Genomic DNA, 22,539 nt, shown 5'->3' with positions numbered 1-22,539 from the left:
AAATGAAAAGTCAAATACAGTTTTTAATGTTTTTTGTAGGTTCGTTTTTGTTCGCGCAACAGACGATATTCAAGTTTGATTTTGGCGGAAACAGAGTAGAAAAAGGCTTTATCCCTATCACTTCAACTTCCAAATTCGATAAGAAAAGTGGCTATGGTTTTATGGATATTTCCGGTTTGAAATCTGTTGACAATGGCGGAAATGCTTTGTCAGGAGATTTTATCACGAGCGACAAACCTTTCTATTTTTCGGTGGCAATTCCGGAAGGAAATTATAATATTACACTGAACTTAGGTGATACAAAAGGAAGTTCAGAAACAACAGTTCGTGTAGAAAACCGCAGATTAATGTTGAATGATATTAAAACAAAACAAGGTGAAGTCGTTGAAAAAACAATAACTATTCACGTTAAAGACAGCATTATTCGAAATCAGAAAGGAGAAAACATCGGATTTGTAAAATTGAAGCCAAGAGAAAGAAAATACCTGCATTGGGACAATTTGCTGACGATTGAATTTAATGATAAAGCTCCGAAAGTCTGTTCGGTAATTATTCAGCCCAATAAAACGGCGAAAACTATTTATTTGACGGGAGATTCAACGGTTGTTGATGCGCAATACGAACCCTGGGCTTCCTGGGGACAAATGTTGCCTTACTTTTTCGTTCCGAATGAAGTGGTCATTGCGAATTACGCAGAAAGTGGAGAAACTCTAAAAGCCTTTGAAGACCGCCATCGAATCGATAAAATCTGGACTCAATTAAAGCCCGGAGATTATTTATTCATCCAATTCGGTCACAATGACCAAAAAGCAGGGAATAGCACAAAATCCGGTTACCGAAAAAGATTAGAAGAATGGATTCAAAAAGCCAGACAATTGGGCGCCGATCCGGTTTTAGTAACCTCAATGAACCGAAGAGTTTTTGATGAAAATAATAAAATCATCAATACTTTAGACGATTTTCCGGATGCGATGAGGGAAATTGCGAAAGAAGAAAATGTGAATTTAATTGATTTAAATGCAATGAGCAAGACTTTGTTTGAAGCGATGGGACCGGAGAATTCTAAGAAAGCATTCGTATATTATCCCGCAAATGCTTATCCTAATCAACAAAATGCTTTGGCAGACGATACCCATTTTAATCCATATGGAGCTTACGAATTAGCACAATGTGTTGTAAAGTCAATCGTTGACCAAAACTTACCATTAAAGAAGTATATTTCAAAAAACTATAAAAATTTTAACCCCAATAAACCCGATGATGTTGAAAAATTCCACTGGCCGGAATCTGTTTTTATGGAATCTTTAAAACCTGATGGAAATTGATTGGAAAAACACTAATAAAAATATTTGATTTTTAAACTAATGTGTTCTTCTAAGCATTCGAATCACAAACTTAAAACAACTAATGTGTTTAAAAACTTTTGTGACTTTTGTGGTTAAATTAAACAAGTAAAAAATGAATATTCATAATATCATAAAAATAAGCGTTCTCTGTTTTGCCTTCGGAAATCTCTCCGCGCAAAATCCGTGGCCAAAAGCGACCAACACCGCTCAGCCGTGGACGCGCTGGTGGTGGATGGGAAGTGCCGTTGACGAAGAAGGTCTGGACAAACAACTGACAACCCTTTCTAATGCCGGTTTCGGTGGGGTGGAAATTGTCCCAATTTATGGAGCAAAAGGGTTTGAGAATAAATACATCAATTACCTTTCTCAGGAATGGATGAGAATGCTCCAGTTCACAACAACGAAAGCAAAAAGTCTGAATATGGGTGTTGATATGGCAGTCGGAACAGGCTGGCCGATTGGCGGGCCGCAAGTGAACGAACAGGATGCTGCAACAAAAATGATTGTTCAGACTTACGAGATTCAAACAAATGAAAAATTTTCTGAAAAAATTGTCCTGAAAGACGAAAAACAGAAGAATTTAAAGACCATAAAACTCGATATCGTTACTGCTTATAATGAAAAAAATGAAGCTGTTGTTTTAACGGATAAAGTCAATGCAGACGGAACTTTAAACTGGAAACCAAGCGCAGTAAAATGGACAATCTACGCAGTTTTTGCAGGCAAGACTTTGCAGAAAGTAAAACGTGCTGCTCCGGGTGGTGATGGCTATACTTTAAACCATTTTTCGCCTAATGCAACCAAAGATTATCTGAAAACTTTCGATAAGGCTTTTGGAAATTCAAACTATGGAATCCGTTCGTTTTTCAATGACAGCTATGAGGTTTATGGGGCAGACTGGACGGCAAATTTTAAAGAAGAATTTAAGAAAAGAAGAGGGTATGATTTAAGTCCTTACATCAAATATTTGGTTGGAAATGAGGAAAACGAAATCGCCGGAAGAATAAAATCCGATTACCGCGAAACGATGAGTGAGCTGATTCTGCATAATTTCGCTGAAAATTTTACGAATTGGGCACATTCCAAAAACTCTAGAAATACCAATCAGGCGCACGGTTCGCCGGGAAATTTGTTGGATTTATATGCTGCAGTTGATATTCCGGAATCTGAGACTTTCGGAAGCACAAAATTTGATATTCAGGGTTTGAAAAGAAATCTGGAAGATATCAATACAAAGGAAGTTCCAGATATTAATATGTTGAAATTTGCATCTTCAGCAGCCAATATTACAGGAAAACCTCTGATTTCCAACGAATCTTTCACCTGGTTGACGGAACATTTCAAAACATCCTGGTCACAGGTAAAACCGGAAGCTGAACAGATTTTTTTATCAGGGATCAACCATATTTTTTATCACGGAACAACGTATACGCCGGCTGATGTTCAGTTTCCGGGGTGGTTGTTTTATGCTTCGACGAATTTCGTTCCTGAAAACAGTTTGTGGCCAGATATTAAAGGATTAAATTCTTATATCGAAAGAACGCAGTCTGTTCTGCAAAGCGGCAAATCAGACAATGAAATCCTGATGTACTGGCCGGTTTACGACCAATGGGCGAGTCCGAAAGGAAAAGATATGGCGTTCAAAATTCATAATATTGAAAAGTGGCTGCATCCGACTGTATTTTATGAAAACCTCGAAAAATTAGGGAAATCCGGTTATTCTCTGGATATGATTTCGGATAAAATGATTTCCGAAGCGAAATTTGAAAATCAGAATATTCAGGTTTCAAAAAATGGAGGTTCTTACAAGGTATTAATTATTCCTCAATTGAATTATTTCTCTGAATCAACGTTAAAAAATATTTTAAACTTAGCTCAAAACGGCGCTTGTGTGATTTTTCAAAGTGAGCCAAAAGATGTTCCGGGATTTTTTGAATTTGAGAAAAGAAGAAATGTATTACAGTCTTTATGGAATCAAATTCCTTTCCAGCAAAACGAAAATTTAAAATCGGCAACATTCGGAAAAGGAAAGCTTGTGTTGAGTTCTGATGTTGAAAAAGCTTTAGAATTCTTAAAAATCGAAAGAGAAAAATTAACCGATACAGGATTGAAATTTGTCAGAAGACAGTTTGATGGCGGGAAATTTTATTACGTCGTCAATCACACTTCAAAAGAAATCAATCAAAATATTCCCGTAAATTATATCGGGAAACAGGTCGTTTTGATGAATCCGGAAAATGAAGATTTCGGCATTGCTGAAACCCGGAATAATTCAGTCAAAGTTCAGTTGAAATCCGGAGAATCTTTAATTATAAAAGCATCAGAAACGCCAGATAACTCAATTGCAAAATGGAAATATATTGAAAAAACTGATGCTCCGATTGTTTTAAACCAACCTTGGCAACTGACGTTCAAAGAAGGTGGACCCGAACTTCCGAAATCAAGAATTTTAACGAAACTCCAGCCTTGGACGAATTTCACGGAAGATGCTTCAACGCAAAGTTTTTCAGGAACAGGAATTTACACGACAACTTTAAATTTAAAAAAGAAAGAAGCAGACGATTATCAATTGAAATTTGATAAACTCTACGAAAGCGTAAAAGTGCTTGTCAACGGACAGGAAGCTGGAATTGTCTGGAGCAATCCGTTTGAAATCAATGTTGGAAAATATTTAAAAAAAGGGAAAAATACCATTCAGATTGAAGTTTCAAACCTGATGGCGAACCGTATCCGCTATATGGATCAGAATAAAATCCCGTGGCGAAATTACCATGAAATTAATTTTGTCAACATCGATTACAAACCGTTCGACGCTTCGAATTGGAAAGTACAACCTTCAGGTTTAGATGGCGAAATTCAATTAATTCCTGTATATTTCTCAAAATAATTTTAATGACATCCTGCAATTAACAATCTTTGTGTTCTTAGCTGAGTTTACGCCCTTGCGAACTTAAAAACAGTTAGTAGTTAAAAAAACTTTGCGGACTTTGCGTTAAAAAATTATAGAGAAACAGGTTAAATTAAATATTAAAATAAATTATGAGACAAATCATAGTAAAAACATTGGCATTAGGAACGCTCCTCACATTCGGATTTTCTAATGCTCAAAACAAACCAAAAGTTGTTCTGGACAACTTTTTCAACAACGAAAAAAGAGAAAATAAAGAAACCAAAGTTTTGGAATCGTGGCATTATACGTGGAATGATACAACCAATGGGGGCTTTTCTATGTTGGGCGAACTTTTCCAAAAGCAAGACGCAGAAATCAGCACATTAACAACAGCTCCTTCAAAAAATGATTTAAAAAATGCTAACATTTACATCATTGTTGACCCCGATATCGACAAGGAAGCGTACGGCGGAAAAGCCAACCTAATGGATGCTAAAACAATAAAAAACCTGGAAAAATGGGTGAAAAACGGAGGTGTTCTCGTTCTGTTAAGCAACGACAATGGCAACTCTGAGTTTGAACATTTCAACAAACTGGCAGAGAAATTCGGGATTCATTTTAATGATGACAGTATTAACAGGCTGAAAGGCAGAGAATTTGAGAAAGGTGCAGTGTACGTAAAACCGGGAAATGAAGTATTTTCGGAACTTAAATTATATATGAAAGAAGTGAGTACTATTTCAGTAAAAGCACCTGCAAAGCCATTTTTGTATGCTGAGAACCAAGTGATTGGTGCCATTGCGAAAGTAGGAAAAGGAACTGTCTTCGCTTTAGGTGATCCTTGGTGTTATAACGAATACATTGACGGAAAAAAACTAACTGAAGATTTTTCGAATTATGAAGGAACCGAAGAATGGGTAAAATGGTTATTGAAGCAGATTTCAAAAAAATAACCAAAGTTGTGCAATCGATTAAATTCGAGTGATGTCATTACGAGGGAACGACGAAGCAATCTGCTCAAGCAGTTTGCAATTTCAGCGGATTGCTTCGTTCCTCGCAATGACGATTTCCGCTCAAGTCGTGCTGCGTGCAATTCAACGTTTAAATGTTATTGATAGAACGTTTGTCATTCTGACGAAGGAAGAATCTTACCAGATAAATTGAGATTCTTCACTGCATTTTTGAACTTCGTTCGTAGACTTTCAGTCTATGTTTAGAATGACATCGAGCAAATATTATAAAGCATTCTGCTAACTTATTAAAACAAGATTTATGAAAATCAAATGCATATTCTTTACATCCGCCATTTTTCTTTCGCAAGTTTTTTTCGCGCAAAGACAAATGGAATACCTGAAAAGAGGAATCGTTGCCATTCCAGCGGAATCAGGAATTTTTATAAGTTGGCGATTATTGGGAACGGAAGCTCAGAACACGCATTTCGATTTGTATCGCACAGAAAAAAATCAGACCAAAAAACTGAATGATAAACCTTTGCTCAGCGAAACCAATTTTTTAGATAAAACCGCTAACAAAGGAAAAAACTATACCTACTTCGTAAAATCAAATACGCAACACCAAGACGTTGACCAGGATTTTGCGGAATATACGGCGAATCAAAAACCTTATTTTTCAATTCCACTGAAAACACCTCAAGGTTACACGCCGAATGACGCTTCAGTGGCTGATTTGGATGGCGATGGCGAATATGAAATCATCCTTCATCAAACCGGAAGATCGCACGATAACAGCCAGAAAGGAGAAACTGACCCACCGGTTATTCAGGCTTACAAACTGAATGGAAAGTTTCTGTGGGAGATTAATTTAGGCAAAAATATCAGGGAAGGAGCGCATTACACGCAGTTTTTAGTTTATGATTTAGATCAGGACGGAAAAGCGGAAATCGTAATGAAAACTGCCGACGGAAGCAAAGACGGAAAAGGAAAATTCATTGGCGACCCAACGAAAAATTACGTTAACGAAAACGGAATAATTCTTTCCGGACCCGAATTTCTGACGGTTTTCGATGGGCAAACAGGAGAAGAAATTCATACCGTCAATTATCAGGTTCCAAGATTTGCAGGAAGTTTAAATCCAACTGCCGAACAAATGACCGAAACCTGGGGCGATGCCAAAGGAAACCGTATCGATCGGTTTTTGGGAGCTGTTGCTTATCTCGATGGGAAGACTCCGAGTGTGATTATGTCACGAGGCTATTACACCAGAACAGCGATTGCAGCCTGGGATTTTAAAGACAAAAAACTGAGTCTTCGGTGGCTTTTCGATACCGAAAGTTCAGAAGAAAACAAACAATACCGCGGACAGGGAAATCATAACTTAACAATTGCCGATGTCGATAATGACGGAAAGGATGAAATCGTTTTCGGAGCAATGACGGTTGATGATGACGGAAAAGTGTTGAACAGTACAGGCTTCGGTCACGGCGATGCTTTGCACGTTGGAGATTTAGACCCATCTAATCCGGGATTGGAAATTTTTGATATTCAGGAACGTTTTGATGATGCGGGAGCGCACTTCAGGGATGGAAAAACAGGAAAAGTGCTTTGGAAATTGCCGTCAACCGTGTACAGTCAGGCGAGTAAATTCCAGGGTCCGGGAAGAGGTTTGTCTTTAAATATCGACACTCGTTATGAAGGTTCCGAATGTTGGGCGGCCGGTGCAGGACTGAAAGGCGTTTATAGTGCAAAGGGAAAGAAAATCAGTGATAAAAATCCGGCAGTGAATATGGGGATTTATTGGGATGATGATTTTTTAAGTGAAATTTTAGACGGAACTGTTGTTTCCAAATGGGACTGGGAAAATGAAAAGTCAAACCTGATTTTTGATGCTAAAGATTTTCAGTGCGAATCCAATAACGGAACAAAGAAAAATCCGGCTCTGGTTGCCGATTTATTCGGAGACTGGCGAGAAGAAGTGATTTACAGAACTGCAGATAATCAGGAATTGAGAATTTTCAGCACGACCATTCCGACAAAACACAGATTGTACACTTTAATGCACAATCCGCAATACCGATTGAGTATCGTTTGGCAAAATGTGGGGTACAATCAGCCTCCACACACCGATTATTATTTGGATGAATCGGTGAAAGAAGTTCCAAAACCTAATGTTTATGTTGTAAAACCTAAGATTGATAATTAAATTTAAATATAAAATGAAAAGACTATTAACAGCAGGCATTTTTGCACTGATCATCGCAGGAATGACTTCCTGTTCGGTTCAAAAGAAAAATACAGCAAATGCAGATCTTCCAAATAAAAAAGAAGTTCTGGAAGTTGCAGAACGAGCCAATCAATACTTTATGAAAAAATGGCCGGATCCGGGAAAAGAAATTGTCGGGAAAAAAGTCTGGCCGAGCAATCTATGGACTAGAGCGGTATATTATGAAGGACTGATGGCATTGTACAAAATCGATCCGAAGAAAGAATATTATGACTACGCTTTGGATTGGTCGCAAAAACACAATTGGGATATGATGCGCGGAACATTTACAAGAAATGCTGATAACCAGGCGTGCGGACAGACCTATCTTGATCTTTATGAGATCGATGGAAAAAAGCATCCGGAAAGAATTAAATATGTAAAGATGTCGATGGACAGTATGATTGCTTCCGGGAAGTCGGATGATTGGTGGTGGATTGACGCTTTACAAATGGGAATGCCGATTTTTACAAAATTGGGAGGAATCACCGGCGACAAAAAGTATTTTGACAAGAATTACGAAATGTACGCTTTCACCAAATATAAGCACGGAGGAAACGGCCTCTACAACGCAAAAGATAAACTCTGGTGGAGAGATAAAAGCTTTGTTCCGCCATATAAAGAACCGAACGGCGAAGACTGCTACTGGAGCCGCGGAAACGGCTGGGTAGTAGCCGCACTTGCGAGAACTTTGGAAGATACACCCAAGTCGGATGCGCATTATCAGGAATATCTGCAGGATTATAAAGATTTGTTATCGGCTTTGGTTTCCATCCAGAGAGAAGATGGTTTCTGGAATGTAAGCCTTCACGATCCCACAAATTTCGGTGGTAAGGAAATGACGGGAACTGCATTGTTCGTATATGGAATGGCCTATGGAATCAACAAAGGTCTGATTGATAAAAAGACATATCTGCCGGTTGTAATCAAAGCCTGGAATGCCATTGTGAAAGATTCTGTTCAGCCCAGCGGATTTTTGGGTTGGGTTCAGGGTACCGGAAAAGAACCGAAAGATGGACAGCCACTTTCCGTGAGCAAAGAACCTGATTTTGAAGATTATGGCCTTGGTTGTCTATTGCTGGCTGCAAGTGAAGTGTATCAATTAAAATAATAAAAGGCTTTTGTTTTCGAATTTTTATTTGATTGAAACCTTTAACAGATGCTTACAACATGGGTTTTACGTTTAAATGTATACTATAATTATATTTATTTATAGTTTAGAAATTTTAAATTTGCCTTTTCAATCCAGAATCACATTTATTTACATGACACTACAAGATGCGCGATCGATTACATCTTGTTAATTTTCAGACTCAATCGAACGATAAAATTATGAACGCATTATTAGGAGTTATTTTTCATTTTTTAGGAGGTTTTTCTTCGGGAAGTTTTTATTTGCCCTATAAAAAAGTTAAAGGCTGGCAATGGGAAACATTTTGGTTAATAGGAGGTGTCTTTTCATGGATTATTGTTCCGCCGCTGGCTGCCTATCTTACTATTCCGGATTTTTGGGAAATTATTCAGAATGAAAGTTCATCAATTTTAGGATTAACCTTTTTGTTCGGAGCGTTGTGGGGAATCGGTGGCTTCATGTACGGTTTAGGAGTCAGGTACTTAGGGGTTGCCCTGGGAAGCAGTATCATGCTGGGGCTTACCATGGTGATCGGTTCGCTTGTTCCTTCCATTTTTTACGAATTTTCGCCTCACGAAGGAAAGGACAATATCGGACTGATGATTTCAAGCACATGGGGAATAATGGTCCTTCTGGGACTTTTTGTATGCGTTATCGGAATTATCATCAGCGGAAAGGCCGGTGTTATGAAAGATAAAGAGCTTCAGAAAGAATCTAAAGATCCTCACGGTACATCGGTAAAAACCGAGTATAAATTCGGACTTGGACTTACGGTGGCTATCATTTCCGGAGTTTTGAGCGCCTGTTTCAATTTCGGACTTGAAGCCGGAAAACCTATGGCGATGGTAGCCAACGAAGCATGGAAAGCTGCAAATCCCGGTCAGGGAGAATTTCTGTTCCAGAATAATGTAACCTATATTGTTGTCCTTTGGGGCGGTATGGCTTCCAATCTTTTGGGCTGCCTTTATCTTTCATTTAAAAATAAATCTTATTCAGATTACACTAAAAAAAATGTGCCTGTTGCAAAAAATATTCTTTTCTGCGCATTGGCAGGGACCATGTGGTTCTTACAGTTTTTCTTTTACGGAATGGGTGAAAGTAAAATGGGGAACGGTCCGAGCTCATGGATTTTACACATGGCGTTTATCATCTTGATCGCCAATCTCTGGGGAGTGGTCATTAAAGAATGGAAAGGGGTTTCCAAAAAAACAATTTCTACTATTGTGGTTGGGATGATTGTTATGTTTATCTCTATTCTTATCGTAGGATACGGAAATTCCTTGCGCTAATAAAGCTTTACCACGGTATTATTTCATACAGTTTATATAGTTTAATTTCTCTTAGGTGTTGATTTTTCAGCACCTTTTTTTATGCTATGTGTATAATTTCGGGAGAAGGTGTTTGATTTATCTTGAAATTTATTTATTGCGAATTTTTATTTTAATTCATTTAATTGTGACTAAATTTTTATATTTAATTGATTTTAATTATAAAATTGATATTTAATTAACTTAAATAATGAATATTTTAATACAGGATATTGCAGGATGGCTGAATATTTCTAAGGATGTATTTTGGTGATGTAAAAATTAATATATGTCTATTAAAATCAAACAGAAGAATTTTAAGCCACTTATTGCACCGCTATTTTTGCTTGCATCTGGCTTTATGTTCGGGCAAAAGGCAGTAAATGACACTGTGAAAGAAAAGACTAAAGATATTGAGGAGGTGGTCGTTATTGGTTATGGTAAAGTTAAAAAATCAGATCTTACAGGATCGGTATCTTCAGTTTCTGCAAAAGATCTGGCGGCAACACCGGCAATGAATGCTTTACAGGCATTACAGGGCAGGGCAGCAGGATTAAATATTGTTACGGCAGGTGGTGCACCCGGAGCAGGAGCAAATGTTACCGTTCGTGGTGGTGCTTCCATTACCCAGGGAACGGAGCCTCTTTATATTGTAGACGGTTTCCAGCTGGACAACGCGCTTAATATTATTAATCCCAACGATATTGAAAGTATTGATGTACTGAAAGGTGCTTCCGCCATTGCAATTTACGGTGCAAGAGGTTCAAACGGTATTATTGTTATTAAAACTAAAACCGGAAAAAAAGGAAGAATTACCATCAACTACAATTCATTCATGTCTTTCGATATGCTGTCAAAGAAGCTGGACATGGTTTCAAATTCTGAACAGTTTGTGAAATATCAGTATGAAATGGCACAGCTCCAGGGAAAAACCACTCAGTGGAGCAATGTTTTTGATAACAGTTTAGGAACAGACTCTCCCGGATTTTACACTGGTGCATTTGCCAGGATCAACAACCGCTACGCATCTGCACCTGCACTGGACTGGCAGGAAAGAATGCTTGGGGGGACGGGAGTTACCCAAAACCATAACGTGAGTGTTTCGGCAGGTAGTGATAAGACGCAGACGTTCATCAGTTATAATTATAATAAGCAGGATGGTTTGCTGCAGAATTTCAGTGAAACCAGAAACTCTTTACGTGCTAATGTCAATTCAGAACTGTACAAAGGAATAAGGTTGGATTTCAGTTCCATGTTTAATTCAAATTCCACTAATGGTGGCGGAGCCTATTCGGGAATGAAAAAAATATTGCTCCAGCCTATCACAGGAGGAACATTATTTAGCCAGGATCAGTTATTCAATACGCAGACTTTTCCTGATTTTTCAGCATTGGATTCAGGTTTCGACACGGAAAATCCGTATATCGAAACGGCAGCATCTACGCAGAACAGAAGGGTAAGAACCTTCCTTGCCAATGTGGGTCTGGAATTTGATTTCCTGAAAGATTTTACATTCAGAACGGCAGGATCTTATAACTGGACCAATACAAAAGCCACTGCTTTTTCAGATAAAAATTCCCGTGCGTACCTTACAGATCCTGTCAATACCGGTATTAACGGAAGTATCGGGAATTCTGAGGCATACCGATATCAGATCACCAATACATTGACATATAATAAAACGTTAGGCGAGAAACATAAAATCACCGGTTTGATCGGGAATGAAATCATCTATCAGGAAAGTGAGAGCAACAGCATGAGGCTAGTAAGATTTCCATCTATTTTAAATTATGGACTGGATGATATATCCAATGCGACTGTTGCGGATAAAAGTACGGACAGATCATCATTCAGCCTGCTTTCCTATTTTGCAAGAGTAAATTATAATTATGATAATCGTTACCTTCTTACCGGTACGGTGCGCCGTGACGGATCTTCAAAATTCGGACCGGATAATAAATGGGGTGTATTTCCTTCTGTAGCTGCTGCATGGAGAGTTTCAGAAGAAGGTTTCTGGAAAAACTCCAAAATCGAAAATTATGTTAATGATCTTAAATTCAGGTTTGAATACGGCATCGTTGGTAATAACAGTATTCCGGATAATGTTTTCAGAACCAATGTTGTGGGAACAGATTATCCTCTGAATAATACGGTAGGAAATCTTGCTCTGGTAACAAGCAGTGTTCTGGGAAATCGTATGGTTCAGTGGGAGGAAATGAGATCCACCAATATCGGGGTAGATTTAGCCTTGTTTAATAACAGGATTAAATTAACCTCAGAATGGTACAACAACAATGTAACCGGCATGTTGCTGGAAACTGTATTGCCTGCATCTACGGGATATGCGAGACAGTTTAAAAATATCGGTTCCATGAAAAATACCGGTATGGAATTCACTTTAAACTCAATCAATGTAAAGTCCGGTGATTTCAGATGGTCTACAGATGCTAATGTTGGGTTCAATAAATCAAAAGTATTATCACTGGATGAAGGAAGACAATTCAGAAACTTCAGTGTCGGCAGCAACAGGGCGGGTATGGTTACATATTACGCTACAGTTGGGGAAGAACTGGGAGATATGTATGGATATGTTTATCAGGGAATTTATACGACCGACGATTTTATCCAGGAATCCAACGGATCATTAACATTAAAACCAGGAGTTGTAAAACCGGCTTCCGGAACTCCTAAACCCGGAGATATTAAATTTGCAGCAGATAATGAGGCCGGAGATCAGTTTACAAGAAAACTGGTAAAAATAGGAAATGGAACACCGGATTTTATCGGAGGGATCAGCAATAATTTTTCGTATAAAGGTTTTGATCTTGCAGTATTCTTAAAATTTAGTGTAGGGGGTGATATTTACAATGCTACCAAGCATAGTTTGAGCCCTTATGCTCTGTTCCAGAATACGCCTTCGGAATTCGGAGATAATTATTATCGTATTATTGATCCTAATACCGGTCAGGCCACTACAAATCTTGCACGATTAAAAGAACTGAATCCTGATGAGGAATCCCGTCTTTGGAGCTTAAATACTACCAACTCAGGATATATTACTTATCCGTCATCGTATTATGTGGAAGATGGTTCTTATTTAAGAATTGCTATGGTAACGCTGGGGTACTCATTCCCGAGAGAATTTTTAAGCCATGTGAAACTTACCAATGCACGTATCTATTTTACCGTTAATAACTTAGCAACAATTACGGGGTATTCAGGCTATGATCCGGAAGTTTCTGCGGCCAGCGGTGTTACGGTTACGCCGGGATACGACAGCTCTTCATACCCACGTTCAAGAAGTTACGTTCTTGGTATTAATTTAACTTTCTAAATGCAAACGATTACATCATGAAAAACAGATATAATAAAAAAAATCTTTTAAAAACGCTGATTATCATTCCGGCAATTTTAGCCGGCAGCGTCAGTATCAATTCCTGCAGTGATGATTTTTTGGATCAGCCTGCTTATAATTCATCCAATACAGAATCGGTATTTGACAATATAGAAACCGCAGATGCTTTTGTCCAGGGACTTTACAGAGGGCTTGTTCCTACTGAAATGTTTTATCAGCTCGGTGCCGGAGATACCGTAACCCACTCTGCGGAAGACGGCTCAACCAACAATTCCAAGTACAATATCTGCAACTATCAGTACGATGCCTATACTCCAAATACCGTTACAGGAATTTATGCTGCCATGTATGCTATTATTGAAAGGGCTAATATTGCCATTAGCAGATTACCGACCATGCCTGCAAGCACAAAGCGTGATGCCTTATTGGCAGAAGCGAAAGCAATTCGTGCATTTTGTTATCATAACTTAATACGCGTTTACGGAGATGTGCCTGCTATTTGGATCCCCCTTGAAGATGCAGATCCTAATGATCAGAATACATTTTATCCGAAACGTTCTCCAAGAGACGGAATTTACGATCGCATCATTGCTGATATTCAGGAATCGGTAAACAATTTGCCGGGTTCAAACGGAACTCCGGAAAGACTGAACAAACAGTCTGCTAATGCACTTTTAGCAAGAATTGCATTGTATGCCGCGGGATATTCTCTTCGTTGGGATCTGAATACAGGATCTGCCGGTACGATGTCCCGTCGCCCTGATAACAGCAGAGTTCAGCAGCTTTACCAGATTGCAGATGCAGCAGCAGCTTCTGTAATTAATGCAGGTACCAACAGCCTGGTGCAGGCTCAGGGAGGAAAAAGTGGTTTCGAAGCCTTATGGTTCAATTTTGACAGAAGAAACTTTGCAGCCGTAAATCAGGAGATGCTTTGGCATATCGCCGAATATGGTCCGAATACCAACTCTGCATTTGGTGTTTATGCACATCCGGGTTCCAGAGGGGGTACATATGGATCCAGAAAAGCTTTACAGTTCATATTGCCAACCTATTATTTGTCTTTTAATCAGGCAGATAAACGCAGGGATGTCGCATGTACTTCTTACAGTATTTATTTTCTGAAAACAGGTGCTGCATCAGACACCTGGGTGGATGTGGGAACTACTTATTCCTGTATTATGCCGGGTAAATTCAGAATAAGCTGGTGTGTGGAGCCACAGGCGGCCGACGCACGTAACCTCAATATTCCGATCATAAGATATGCTGATGTATTGCTGATGTATGCAGAAACTCAAAACTATCTGAACGGAGGTCCTACAGCCGCAGGAACTGCTGCTTTGCAACAGGTGAGAAACCGTGCCGGAATAGGCCCATTGCCAATACCAAGCGGTCAGCAGGCGTTTCAGGATGCTATTGTTCAGGAGCGGAAGTGGGAGTTTTCCGATGAATTTATGCTTCGTACAGACTTAATAAGAATGAACCGCATCGCCAGCGAAATTAATGCGACAAAACAGGCAATGAAAAATCTTTCGGACCGTACAGGACAGTTTGCATCGACCCCGGTGTACAGATTGTATAAATTTCATAAAAATGCACAGGTTTACGGAGATCCGTTCCTGGCAGTTACCTATATAGATTTAACAAATCCGGCAGAAATTGCTGCGGTTCAGGCGGTTCCTACCAATTCTTCAGGGTATGCCGCTTATCAGACGACTCTAAAGAGTATTGCACTGGCAAACGGACAAACTTCAGCGGCTGAAGACAAATGGTATCCTGTAAATATGTTCCAGGCTTACACAAGTACATTTAACGGAAATGCCAGAAAAGCGGTAGGATTTGTTGAAGGATTTAATGCATTGCAGATCGGGAATATTATCTATACCAAACCTACAGGTTCCGCTGAAAACGGAGGCACTTATCCGAACTGGATTGAAGGAGGCGGAGACGGTCTCTTCTATGGATTTGTACCTAATAAAACAGAGCTATTGCCTTTCGCAGCAGCTTCTGCAGGACATCCTTTGGTTGATAATCCTAATTTGACTCAGTTGCCCGGATATTAATTAAACTAAACTCATTCAGCATAAACATTGAGAAGTTCTAGATTTCTTGATGTTTATTTTTTAAAATATAGATCACAAAATATTAATTATGATTCATCCGGATCAGATTGAAATAAACCATACTAAGCTGAATTAAAAGTAACGTGTTAATTTATTTTTACATAAAGCATTTAGCAGTATAGTACGGGATGCTGTACAAAACAGAACAATCTAATTTTGGGTGAGAATTTAGAAATATAAGTAAAGACAATGGAAAAACTAAAAACATTTAGATACGTAAACTATTTGTGGGATGATGAAAAAGCAGCATCTTTTGGAGATGACCAGGTAGCCTTATTTTTATACCGTTCAAATATTCTGGGAGCAGACTTAAGAATCACCAACTACGGAGGAGGAAATACAAGCTGTAAAACCATAGAAAAAGATCCTTTAACCAATGAAGAAGTTGAAGTAATGTGGGTGAAAGGTTCCGGAGGCGATATCGGGACTTTAACAAGAAAAGGAATTGCGGGTTTATATACTGAAAGGTTGAGAAACCTTAAAAATGTTTACGAAGGTCTGGAAGATGAAGACAGAATGGTAGGATTATTTGATCACTGCATCTACGATCTGGACAGTAAAGCGCCATCCATCGATACACCTCTTCATGGACTTCTTCCATTCAGACATATAGACCACCTTCATCCTGATGCATTAATTGCAGTCGCTGCAGCAAAAGACAGTGAAGCTATCACCAAAGAAATCTGGGGTGATACAATGGGATGGGTGCCATGGCAAAGGCCGGGCTTCGACCTGGGTTTGCAGCTGGAAAAATGTTTAAACGATAATCCGGGAATCAGGGGGATTGTTTTAGGTAGTCATGGATTATTTACCTGGGGAGATACTTCCTACGAGTGTTATATTAACAGCCTGGAAGTTATCGAAACGGCTTCAGAATATATTGCTAAAAAAATTGAAGAAAAAGGACAGGTTTTTGGCGGACAAAAAATAGAATCTCTGCCTGCGGACGAACGTAAGAATAAAGCGGCGCAGATTATGCCGTTGTTGAGAGGTCTGGCTTCTTCAGAAAACAGGATGGTTGGCCATTTTACTGACAGTGATACTGTTCTGGAATTCATCAATAGCAATGATCTTGAAAGACTGGCTCCGCTGGGAACTTCATGCCCGGATCACTTTCTGAGAACGAAAATTCAGCCGTTGGTGCTCACTTTAGGTAAAAACGAAGATCTTACTGATTCTAAAGCTGTTTTGGAAAAATTAACTCCGCTTTTCGAACAATACCGACAGGAATATAAAGAATATTACGAAACCTGTAAACATCCGAACAGCCCTGCAATGCGAGACCCGAATCCGGTGATCATCATTTATCCGGGAGTGGGAATGTTCAGCTTTTCAAAAGATAAGCAGACTACGCGTGTGGCCAGTGAATTTTATGTCAACGCCATCAATGTAATGCGCGGTGCAGAAGCTATTTCTGAATACACCTCATTACCAAGACAGGAAGCTTTCGATATCGAATACTGGCTGCTGGAAGAGGCTAAACTTCAGAGAATGCCGAAGGAGAAGCCTTTGTCAAGAAAAGTTGCCATAGTTACGGGAGCAGGAGGCGGAATAGGGCAGGCCATTGCCGATAAAATGATTGCTGAAGGTGCAGTTGTTGTGTATACGGATTTGAATACAGAAGCCGTACAATCGGCTATTTCAAAATACAGCAAAGACCAGGCAATTGCCGTTCAGTGTGATGTAACGAGTGATGAAGCGATTGCCGATGCATTCAAAGAAACCGTTTTGGCATTCGGTGGAGTAGATATCATCATTCATTCTGCCGGACTGGCCATTTCAAAGTCGCTGGAAGAAACTACTTTAAATGATTGGGATCTTCTTGAAAATGTTTTGGTGAAAGGGCAGTTTTTATTGTCAAAAATCGGAACCGAGATCATGAAAAAACAGAATCTGGGCGGAGATATCGTCAATATTGCAAGCAAAAACGGACTCGTTGCGGGACCGAATAATGTAGCGTACGGAACTGCAAAAGCGGCTCAGCAACATATGACTAGACTGTTGGCTGCAGAACTGGCTGCAGATAAGATCAGGGTAAATGTTGTAAATCCGGACGGTGTAATTGTAGGAAGCAAAATCTGGGAAGGAGAATGGGCAGAAGGCCGTGCAAAAGCCAATGGAATCACGGTGGAAGAACTTCCGGCATTTTACGCCAAAAGAAATCTTTTAAATGAAATCATTCTTCCGGAAGACATTGCCAACGGAGTTTTCGCTTGTGTTGCCATTTTAGATAAAAGCACAGGAAACATCATCAATGTAGATGGCGGAATGGCTAATGCTTTCCCAAGATAATTTTTTGTATCAATCCTGAAAGAATTTATTTTAAATCGTAAGTTTGATATTATTATGTTAAATGAATTTGAAAATAAATTTCCTCAACCAGAGCCACGAAGTGGCGACCTACAATAGCACAGGATGCAAGTCCTGTGCATAATAAATATAATTCTGTAAAAAATAAATCAGAATATGATTATAAACAAAGAAAGTATAGAACAGTATAATAAAAGTGAAACCGCAAATTTCAATTCAGACTTTGACTATTTATCAGATAAACTCACGAAATCAGGAGCGAATGTTTCTGAAATTGTCAAAAAAATTGCCGATTTTCAGGTAGCCATTCCAAGTTGGGCTTTGGGAGCAGGCGGAACACGTTTTGGAAGATTTTCTTACGGTGGAGAGCCGGCAACATTAGAGCAGAAATTAGATGATGTTGGATTGATTCATGCTTTAACACACTCCGCAGGAGCAGTTTCGCTTCACATTCCCTGGGATATTCCTGGTGATATAAAAGCGATTAAAGAAAAAGCAATAGCTCACGGATTAGTTTTCGATGCAATGAATTCCAATACGTTTCAGGATCAGCCGGGAGCAAAACAATCCTACAAATTCGGCTCTTTGAATGCAGCGAATGAAGAGGTAAGAGCCTATGCCGTTGAACACAATAAAGAAGTAATCCGCATTGGTGAAGAATTAGGTTCAAAAAGCTTAACGGTTTGGTTGGCAGACGGCGCAAGCTTCCCGGGACAGTTAAATTTCCAGACCGCTTTGTCGAAAACAGAGCAAAGTTTAAAAGAAATTTATGCAGGAATGCCGGAAGACTGGAAACTGTTCATCGAATATAAACCTTATGAACCGAATTTCTATTCAACAACCATTCAGGATTGGGGAACGTCTTTCATGTTGGCCAATGCTTGTGGAGAAAGAGCTTATACTTTGGTTGATCTTGGTCATCATTTGCCCAATTCAAATATAGAGCAGATTGTTGCTACGTTAATGTATAAAGGAAAATTAGGTGGATTCCATTTCAACGACAGTAAATATGGCGATGATGATTTAACAGTAGGGTCTATCAAACCTTATGCATTATTCCTGATTTTCAATGAATTGGTATACGGGATGGAAAACAATCCGCAGAATCCGTATCCGGCTTGGATGATTGATGCAAGCCACAATATTAAAGATCCGTTGGAAGACCTTATTCAGTCACTGGAAGCGATTTTGATCGCGTATGCTCAGGCACTTTTAGTAGATCAGAAAGCATTGAAAGATGCGCAGCTGAATAACGATGTGGTTCGTGCACAGGAAATTTTACAAAATGCATACAGAACGGATGTTCGTCCTTTATTAAAAGCTGCAAGATTACAGACAGGCGCAGCGATTGATCCTATTTCGGCTTACAGAAATCTTAAAGTGAGAGAAAATTTAATTTCCGAAAGAGGCCTGAATGTAAAAGCTACAGGATTATAACCTGTTTTAATTTGATAATTTGAACTTTCAAGTGCAATCGAAAGTTTTTAATTATATGTATCCTTATATTTTTATCATTAAGGTTGAAAGTGTTTAGATTATTGGGGTTTAAGCAATATGCTTGAAGAATTAGTGGATTTTTTCTTAATGATCTTAATATCTGAACACTCCTTAATGGTGTTAATTATTAATGTAATTGAATATTTAACAAAATACATTATGAATTTACAGAATATACAGTACATTCTTTTGTGCTCTTTGCTAAGTAAGACGCCTTTGCGAACTTAAAAAACGTATAGTATTAAAAAAACTCTTTGCGGGCTTTGCGTTTAAATAAAAGAAAGTGCTTAATTAAAAAGATTGCTTGGTCGCTCCTCGCAATGACAGAATAATCTTTGCTTAAAAAAGTTATAAATAAAAAATAACACAATTGAATTTACAGAATATATAGTACATTCTTTCGTGATCTTTGCTAAGTAGAACGCCTTTGCGAACTTAAAAAACGTATAGTATTTAAAAAAAAATCTTTGCGGGCTTTGCGTTTAAATAAAAGAAAGTATTTAATTAAAAAGATTGCTTGGTCGCTCCTCGCAATGACAAAATGACCTTTGCTTAAAAAAGTTATAAATAAAAAATAACACAATTGAATTTACAGAATATACAGTACATTCTTTTGTGCTCTTTGCTAAGTAAGACGCCTTTGCGAACTTAAAAACATATAGTATTAAAAAAACTCTTTGCGGACTTTGCGTTTAAAAGTCATTCGCAATGACCAAAATAATCATCCTTGAAAATGTCTAAAAAAAAGAAAGTAACCATTGTATTTGATATTGGAAAAACCAATAAAAAATTCTTTCTGTTTGATAAAAATTACAAAGAAGTTGTCCGGGAATATACCGAATTACCGCTCACAACTGATGAAGATGGCTATCCAACGGAAGATCTGGCTGCACTCCAAAACTGGATCAAAGATAATTTCAATACTATTCTTGATGATGAAAATTTTGAAGTAAAAGCCATCAATTTCTCTACATACGGGGCAAGTTTTGTACATCTGGACCAGAAAGGAAATGTTCTCACACCATTGTACAATTACACCAAACCGATGGATGAAGAAATCTTGGATTTATTCTATAAAAAACACGGCAGTAAACTTAAAATTGCCCGTGAAACAGCCTCTCCGCAGGCAGGAATGCTGAATTCCGGATTACAGCTTTTCTGGTTGAAATATAAACATCCGGAAGTTTTCAAAAAAATCCGGTACAGTCTTCATTTACCACAATATTTATCCTACCTGTTTACCGGAATCTGTGTCTCCGAATTTACATCAATCGGCTGTCACACCAATTTATGGGATTACGATAAAGCAGATTACCATGATTGGGTGTACGAAGAAGAGATCGATGCTTTGTTACCGCCGATTGTGCCGACTTCAGCAAGCATTAATACCTCATACAGAAATAAGAAAATTAAAATCGGGGTTGGAATCCACGACAGTTCTTCGGCACTCTTGCCTTATATTTTAAGCAAAAAAGAACCGTTCTTGCTGCTTTCAACAGGTACCTGGAGTATTTCTCTCAATCCTTTCAATGATGAGAGTTTAACCGATGAAGACATCGAAAACAATTGCCTGAATTACATGAGAATCGACGGAAAACGTGTGAAAGCATCCCGTTTTTTCATGGGAAATGAATATAAAATTCAGGTTGAAAAATTATGTGCGCATTATGGAAAAGAGTATGGTTTCCACAGGGAAGTACAGTTTGATCAGGATTTGTACCTTCGTTTAATGAAGCATAAAGCAGTTTATTTCCGTTTTGAAGGCATTATTTTAAAAAGAAAAATGATCAGCGAGACCGATTTAAATTCTTTCGCAACTTTTGAAGAAGCCTATCATCAGCTGATGATCGAGCTTATGGATCTACAAATTCATACGATTGCAAATGCCATCGGAAATTCTGAAATTCAGCATATTTATATCGATGGTGGATTTACCGATAATGATGTATTTATGAAACTGATGTCACACCATTTTCAGCATTATAATGTAATGTCCAGCCATTCGCCGCTGGGTTCTGCATTGGGAGCGTCCATGGTGATTTCCAACAAAAAAATAGATGAAGCTTTTCTGCAACAGCATTATCAGATGAAAGTGCTTCAGCCCTTAATTTTTAATTTGTAAATATGTAAAGTAAAATGTGAAAGAATCAACTTCTAATTTTTACTTCTGACTTCTGACTTTTTAACATAAAACCTGTAATCATGGCTTTCCCATTTGACACAAGATATGCATCGCTTGAGCTTTTAATTGAAAGAGCAAAGAAAAGAATGCCCCGTTTTGCTTTTGAATACCTGGACGGCGGCTGTAATGAAAATATAAACCGTGACAGAAATACCAACGAATTAAGAGAGGTGTTGCTTCGCCCGCGTTATCTGAATAACAATTTTGCCGAAGCCAATATGGAAACCGAATTATTCGGGGTGAATTATTCCGCACCTTTCGGGATTTCTCCTGTTGGTCTGCAGGGATTAATGTGGCCGAATGCCCCGGAAATCCTTGCAAAGGCAGCTTTTAAACATAATATTCCTTTTATTTTAAGCACGGTTACCACAAGCAGCATTGAAAGAATTGCGGAATTAACGGAAGGAAAAGCATGGTATCAGCTTTATCACCCGAGGGAAGAATGGCTGCGTGATGATATTCTCAACCGCTGTGAAGCTTCGGGATATGATGTCCTGGTGGTTCTGGCAGATGTTCCTACCTTCGGGTACAGAGCCAAAGAAATCAGAAATGGATTGGCGATGCCGCCACAACTGAATTTCCGGAATGTTTCCCAGGCACTGGCAAAACCTCAATGGTGTCTGGAGATGCTGAAACATGGCGTTCCGGGTTTTAAAACAATAGAAAAATATATGGATAAAAACATGAATGTAAAACAGCTGGGACAGTTCATGAACTCCACTTTTTCAGGAAGATTAAATTCAGACAGAATCAAGGCGATCCGCGATCAGTGGAAAGGAAAACTGGTCATCAAAGGCGTGGCTTCCGATGAAGATGCGGAAGAAGCAGTACGTTTGGGTTTCGACGGAATGATTATTTCCAACCACGGAGGAAGACAGCTGGATGCCGGAGAATCTACCATTGCGGTGGTAAAAGAAATCAGTGAAAAATATAAAGATCAGATTAAAATTATGATGGACAGCGGCGTGAGAACCGGTCCTGATGTAGCCCGAGCCTTGAGCTGCGGTGCAGAATTTACCTTTATGGGAAGAACATTTATGTATGCTGTAGGTGCTTTGGGTGATCAGGGTGGTGATCATATTATTGAAATGCTCAAAATGCAGTTCAGACAGGTAATGGAACAGCTTTGCTGTGAAAAGCCGGAACAGCTGCGGGATTTTAGGGTGAGGTAGGTTTTGAGC

12 protein-coding genes are annotated in these 22,539 nt (G+C 38.8%); all 12 read left to right on the top strand.

Going from position 1 to position 22,539, the window contains the following annotated elements; genetic code table 11:
- The first annotated feature begins 2 nt into the window (after window positions 1-2).
- The 12 genes from ODE14_RS06165 (at window position 3) to ODE14_RS06110 (ending at window position 22,530) form a co-directional block, all read left to right on the top strand.
- A complete protein-coding gene (locus tag ODE14_RS06165) occupies window positions 3-1,325 on the top strand; it encodes a rhamnogalacturonan acetylesterase (protein ID WP_263603379.1) in 1,323 nt (440 codons plus the stop codon).
- Window positions 1,326-1,458: 133 nt separating this feature from the next.
- A complete protein-coding gene (locus ODE14_RS06160) occupies window positions 1,459-4,233 on the top strand; it encodes a glycosyl hydrolase (protein ID WP_263603378.1) in 2,775 nt (924 codons plus the stop codon).
- 152 nt (window positions 4,234-4,385) lie between these two features.
- The gene (locus ODE14_RS06155) at window positions 4,386-5,189 is read left to right on the top strand and encodes a DUF4350 domain-containing protein (protein WP_263603377.1); all 804 of its coding nucleotides are present in this window, start codon (window positions 4,386-4,388) and stop codon (window positions 5,187-5,189) included.
- A 319-nt stretch (window positions 5,190-5,508) separates the two neighbouring features.
- Window positions 5,509-7,395: a rhamnogalacturonan lyase gene (locus ODE14_RS06150; RefSeq protein WP_263603376.1), complete on the top strand. Its 1,887-nt coding sequence runs from the start codon at window positions 5,509-5,511 to the stop codon at window positions 7,393-7,395.
- 13 nt (window positions 7,396-7,408) lie between these two features.
- Entirely contained in the window at window positions 7,409-8,566 is a 1,158-nt protein-coding gene (locus ODE14_RS06145) for a glycoside hydrolase family 88 protein (protein ID WP_263603375.1), read from the top strand.
- Window positions 8,567-8,787: 221 nt separating this feature from the next.
- Window positions 8,788-9,876 (top strand): L-rhamnose/proton symporter RhaT, encoded by a 1,089-nt coding sequence (gene rhaT, locus ODE14_RS06140; protein WP_263603374.1) that lies wholly within the window; start codon window positions 8,788-8,790, stop codon window positions 9,874-9,876.
- A 307-nt stretch (window positions 9,877-10,183) separates the two neighbouring features.
- Window positions 10,184-13,228: a SusC/RagA family TonB-linked outer membrane protein gene (locus ODE14_RS06135; RefSeq protein WP_248392776.1), complete on the top strand. Its 3,045-nt coding sequence runs from the start codon at window positions 10,184-10,186 to the stop codon at window positions 13,226-13,228.
- Window positions 13,229-13,245: 17 nt separating this feature from the next.
- A complete protein-coding gene (locus ODE14_RS06130) occupies window positions 13,246-15,309 on the top strand; it encodes a RagB/SusD family nutrient uptake outer membrane protein (RefSeq protein ID WP_263603373.1) in 2,064 nt (687 codons plus the stop codon).
- A gap of 249 nt (window positions 15,310-15,558) precedes the next feature.
- Window positions 15,559-17,661 carry a bifunctional aldolase/short-chain dehydrogenase gene (locus ODE14_RS06125; protein WP_263603372.1) on the top strand — a complete coding sequence of 701 codons (2,103 nt, stop codon included), beginning with the start codon at window positions 15,559-15,561 and terminating at the stop codon, window positions 17,659-17,661.
- A gap of 174 nt (window positions 17,662-17,835) precedes the next feature.
- On the top strand, window positions 17,836-19,116 hold the full coding sequence (locus ODE14_RS06120) for a sugar isomerase (RefSeq protein WP_263603371.1): 1,281 nt from the start codon (window positions 17,836-17,838) through the stop codon (window positions 19,114-19,116).
- A 793-nt stretch (window positions 19,117-19,909) separates the two neighbouring features.
- On the top strand, window positions 19,910-21,298 hold the full coding sequence (locus tag ODE14_RS06115; RefSeq protein ID WP_263603370.1) for an FGGY-family carbohydrate kinase: 1,389 nt from the start codon (window positions 19,910-19,912) through the stop codon (window positions 21,296-21,298).
- A gap of 80 nt (window positions 21,299-21,378) precedes the next feature.
- Window positions 21,379-22,530: an alpha-hydroxy acid oxidase gene (locus tag ODE14_RS06110; RefSeq protein WP_263603369.1), complete on the top strand. Its 1,152-nt coding sequence runs from the start codon at window positions 21,379-21,381 to the stop codon at window positions 22,528-22,530.
- Window positions 22,531-22,539: the final 9 nt, after the last annotated feature.

The sequence above is a fragment of the Chryseobacterium sp. PET-29 genome (assembly GCF_025736815.1).
Taxonomy (GTDB): domain Bacteria; phylum Bacteroidota; class Bacteroidia; order Flavobacteriales; family Weeksellaceae; genus Chryseobacterium; species Chryseobacterium nepalense.
This window is presented reverse-complemented; position numbering and strand designations above follow the sequence as displayed.

Coding starts and splice junctions, on each gene's coding strand:
- ODE14_RS06115 (WP_263603370.1), top strand. CDS start 19,910: ATGTCTAAAAAAAAGAAAGTAACCATTGTATTTGATATTGGAAAAACC.
- rhaT (WP_263603374.1), top strand. CDS start 8,788: ATGAACGCATTATTAGGAGTTATTTTTCATTTTTTAGGAGGTTTTTCT.
- ODE14_RS06155 (WP_263603377.1), top strand. CDS start 4,386: ATGAGACAAATCATAGTAAAAACATTGGCATTAGGAACGCTCCTCACA.
- ODE14_RS06130 (WP_263603373.1), top strand. CDS start 13,246: ATGAAAAACAGATATAATAAAAAAAATCTTTTAAAAACGCTGATTATC.
- ODE14_RS06135 (WP_248392776.1), top strand. CDS start 10,184: ATGTCTATTAAAATCAAACAGAAGAATTTTAAGCCACTTATTGCACCG.
- ODE14_RS06120 (WP_263603371.1), top strand. CDS start 17,836: ATGATTATAAACAAAGAAAGTATAGAACAGTATAATAAAAGTGAAACC.
- ODE14_RS06150 (WP_263603376.1), top strand. CDS start 5,509: ATGAAAATCAAATGCATATTCTTTACATCCGCCATTTTTCTTTCGCAA.
- ODE14_RS06145 (WP_263603375.1), top strand. CDS start 7,409: ATGAAAAGACTATTAACAGCAGGCATTTTTGCACTGATCATCGCAGGA.
- ODE14_RS06125 (WP_263603372.1), top strand. CDS start 15,559: ATGGAAAAACTAAAAACATTTAGATACGTAAACTATTTGTGGGATGAT.
- ODE14_RS06110 (WP_263603369.1), top strand. CDS start 21,379: ATGGCTTTCCCATTTGACACAAGATATGCATCGCTTGAGCTTTTAATT.
- ODE14_RS06160 (WP_263603378.1), top strand. CDS start 1,459: ATGAATATTCATAATATCATAAAAATAAGCGTTCTCTGTTTTGCCTTC.
- ODE14_RS06165 (WP_263603379.1), top strand. CDS start 3: ATGAAAAGTCAAATACAGTTTTTAATGTTTTTTGTAGGTTCGTTTTTG.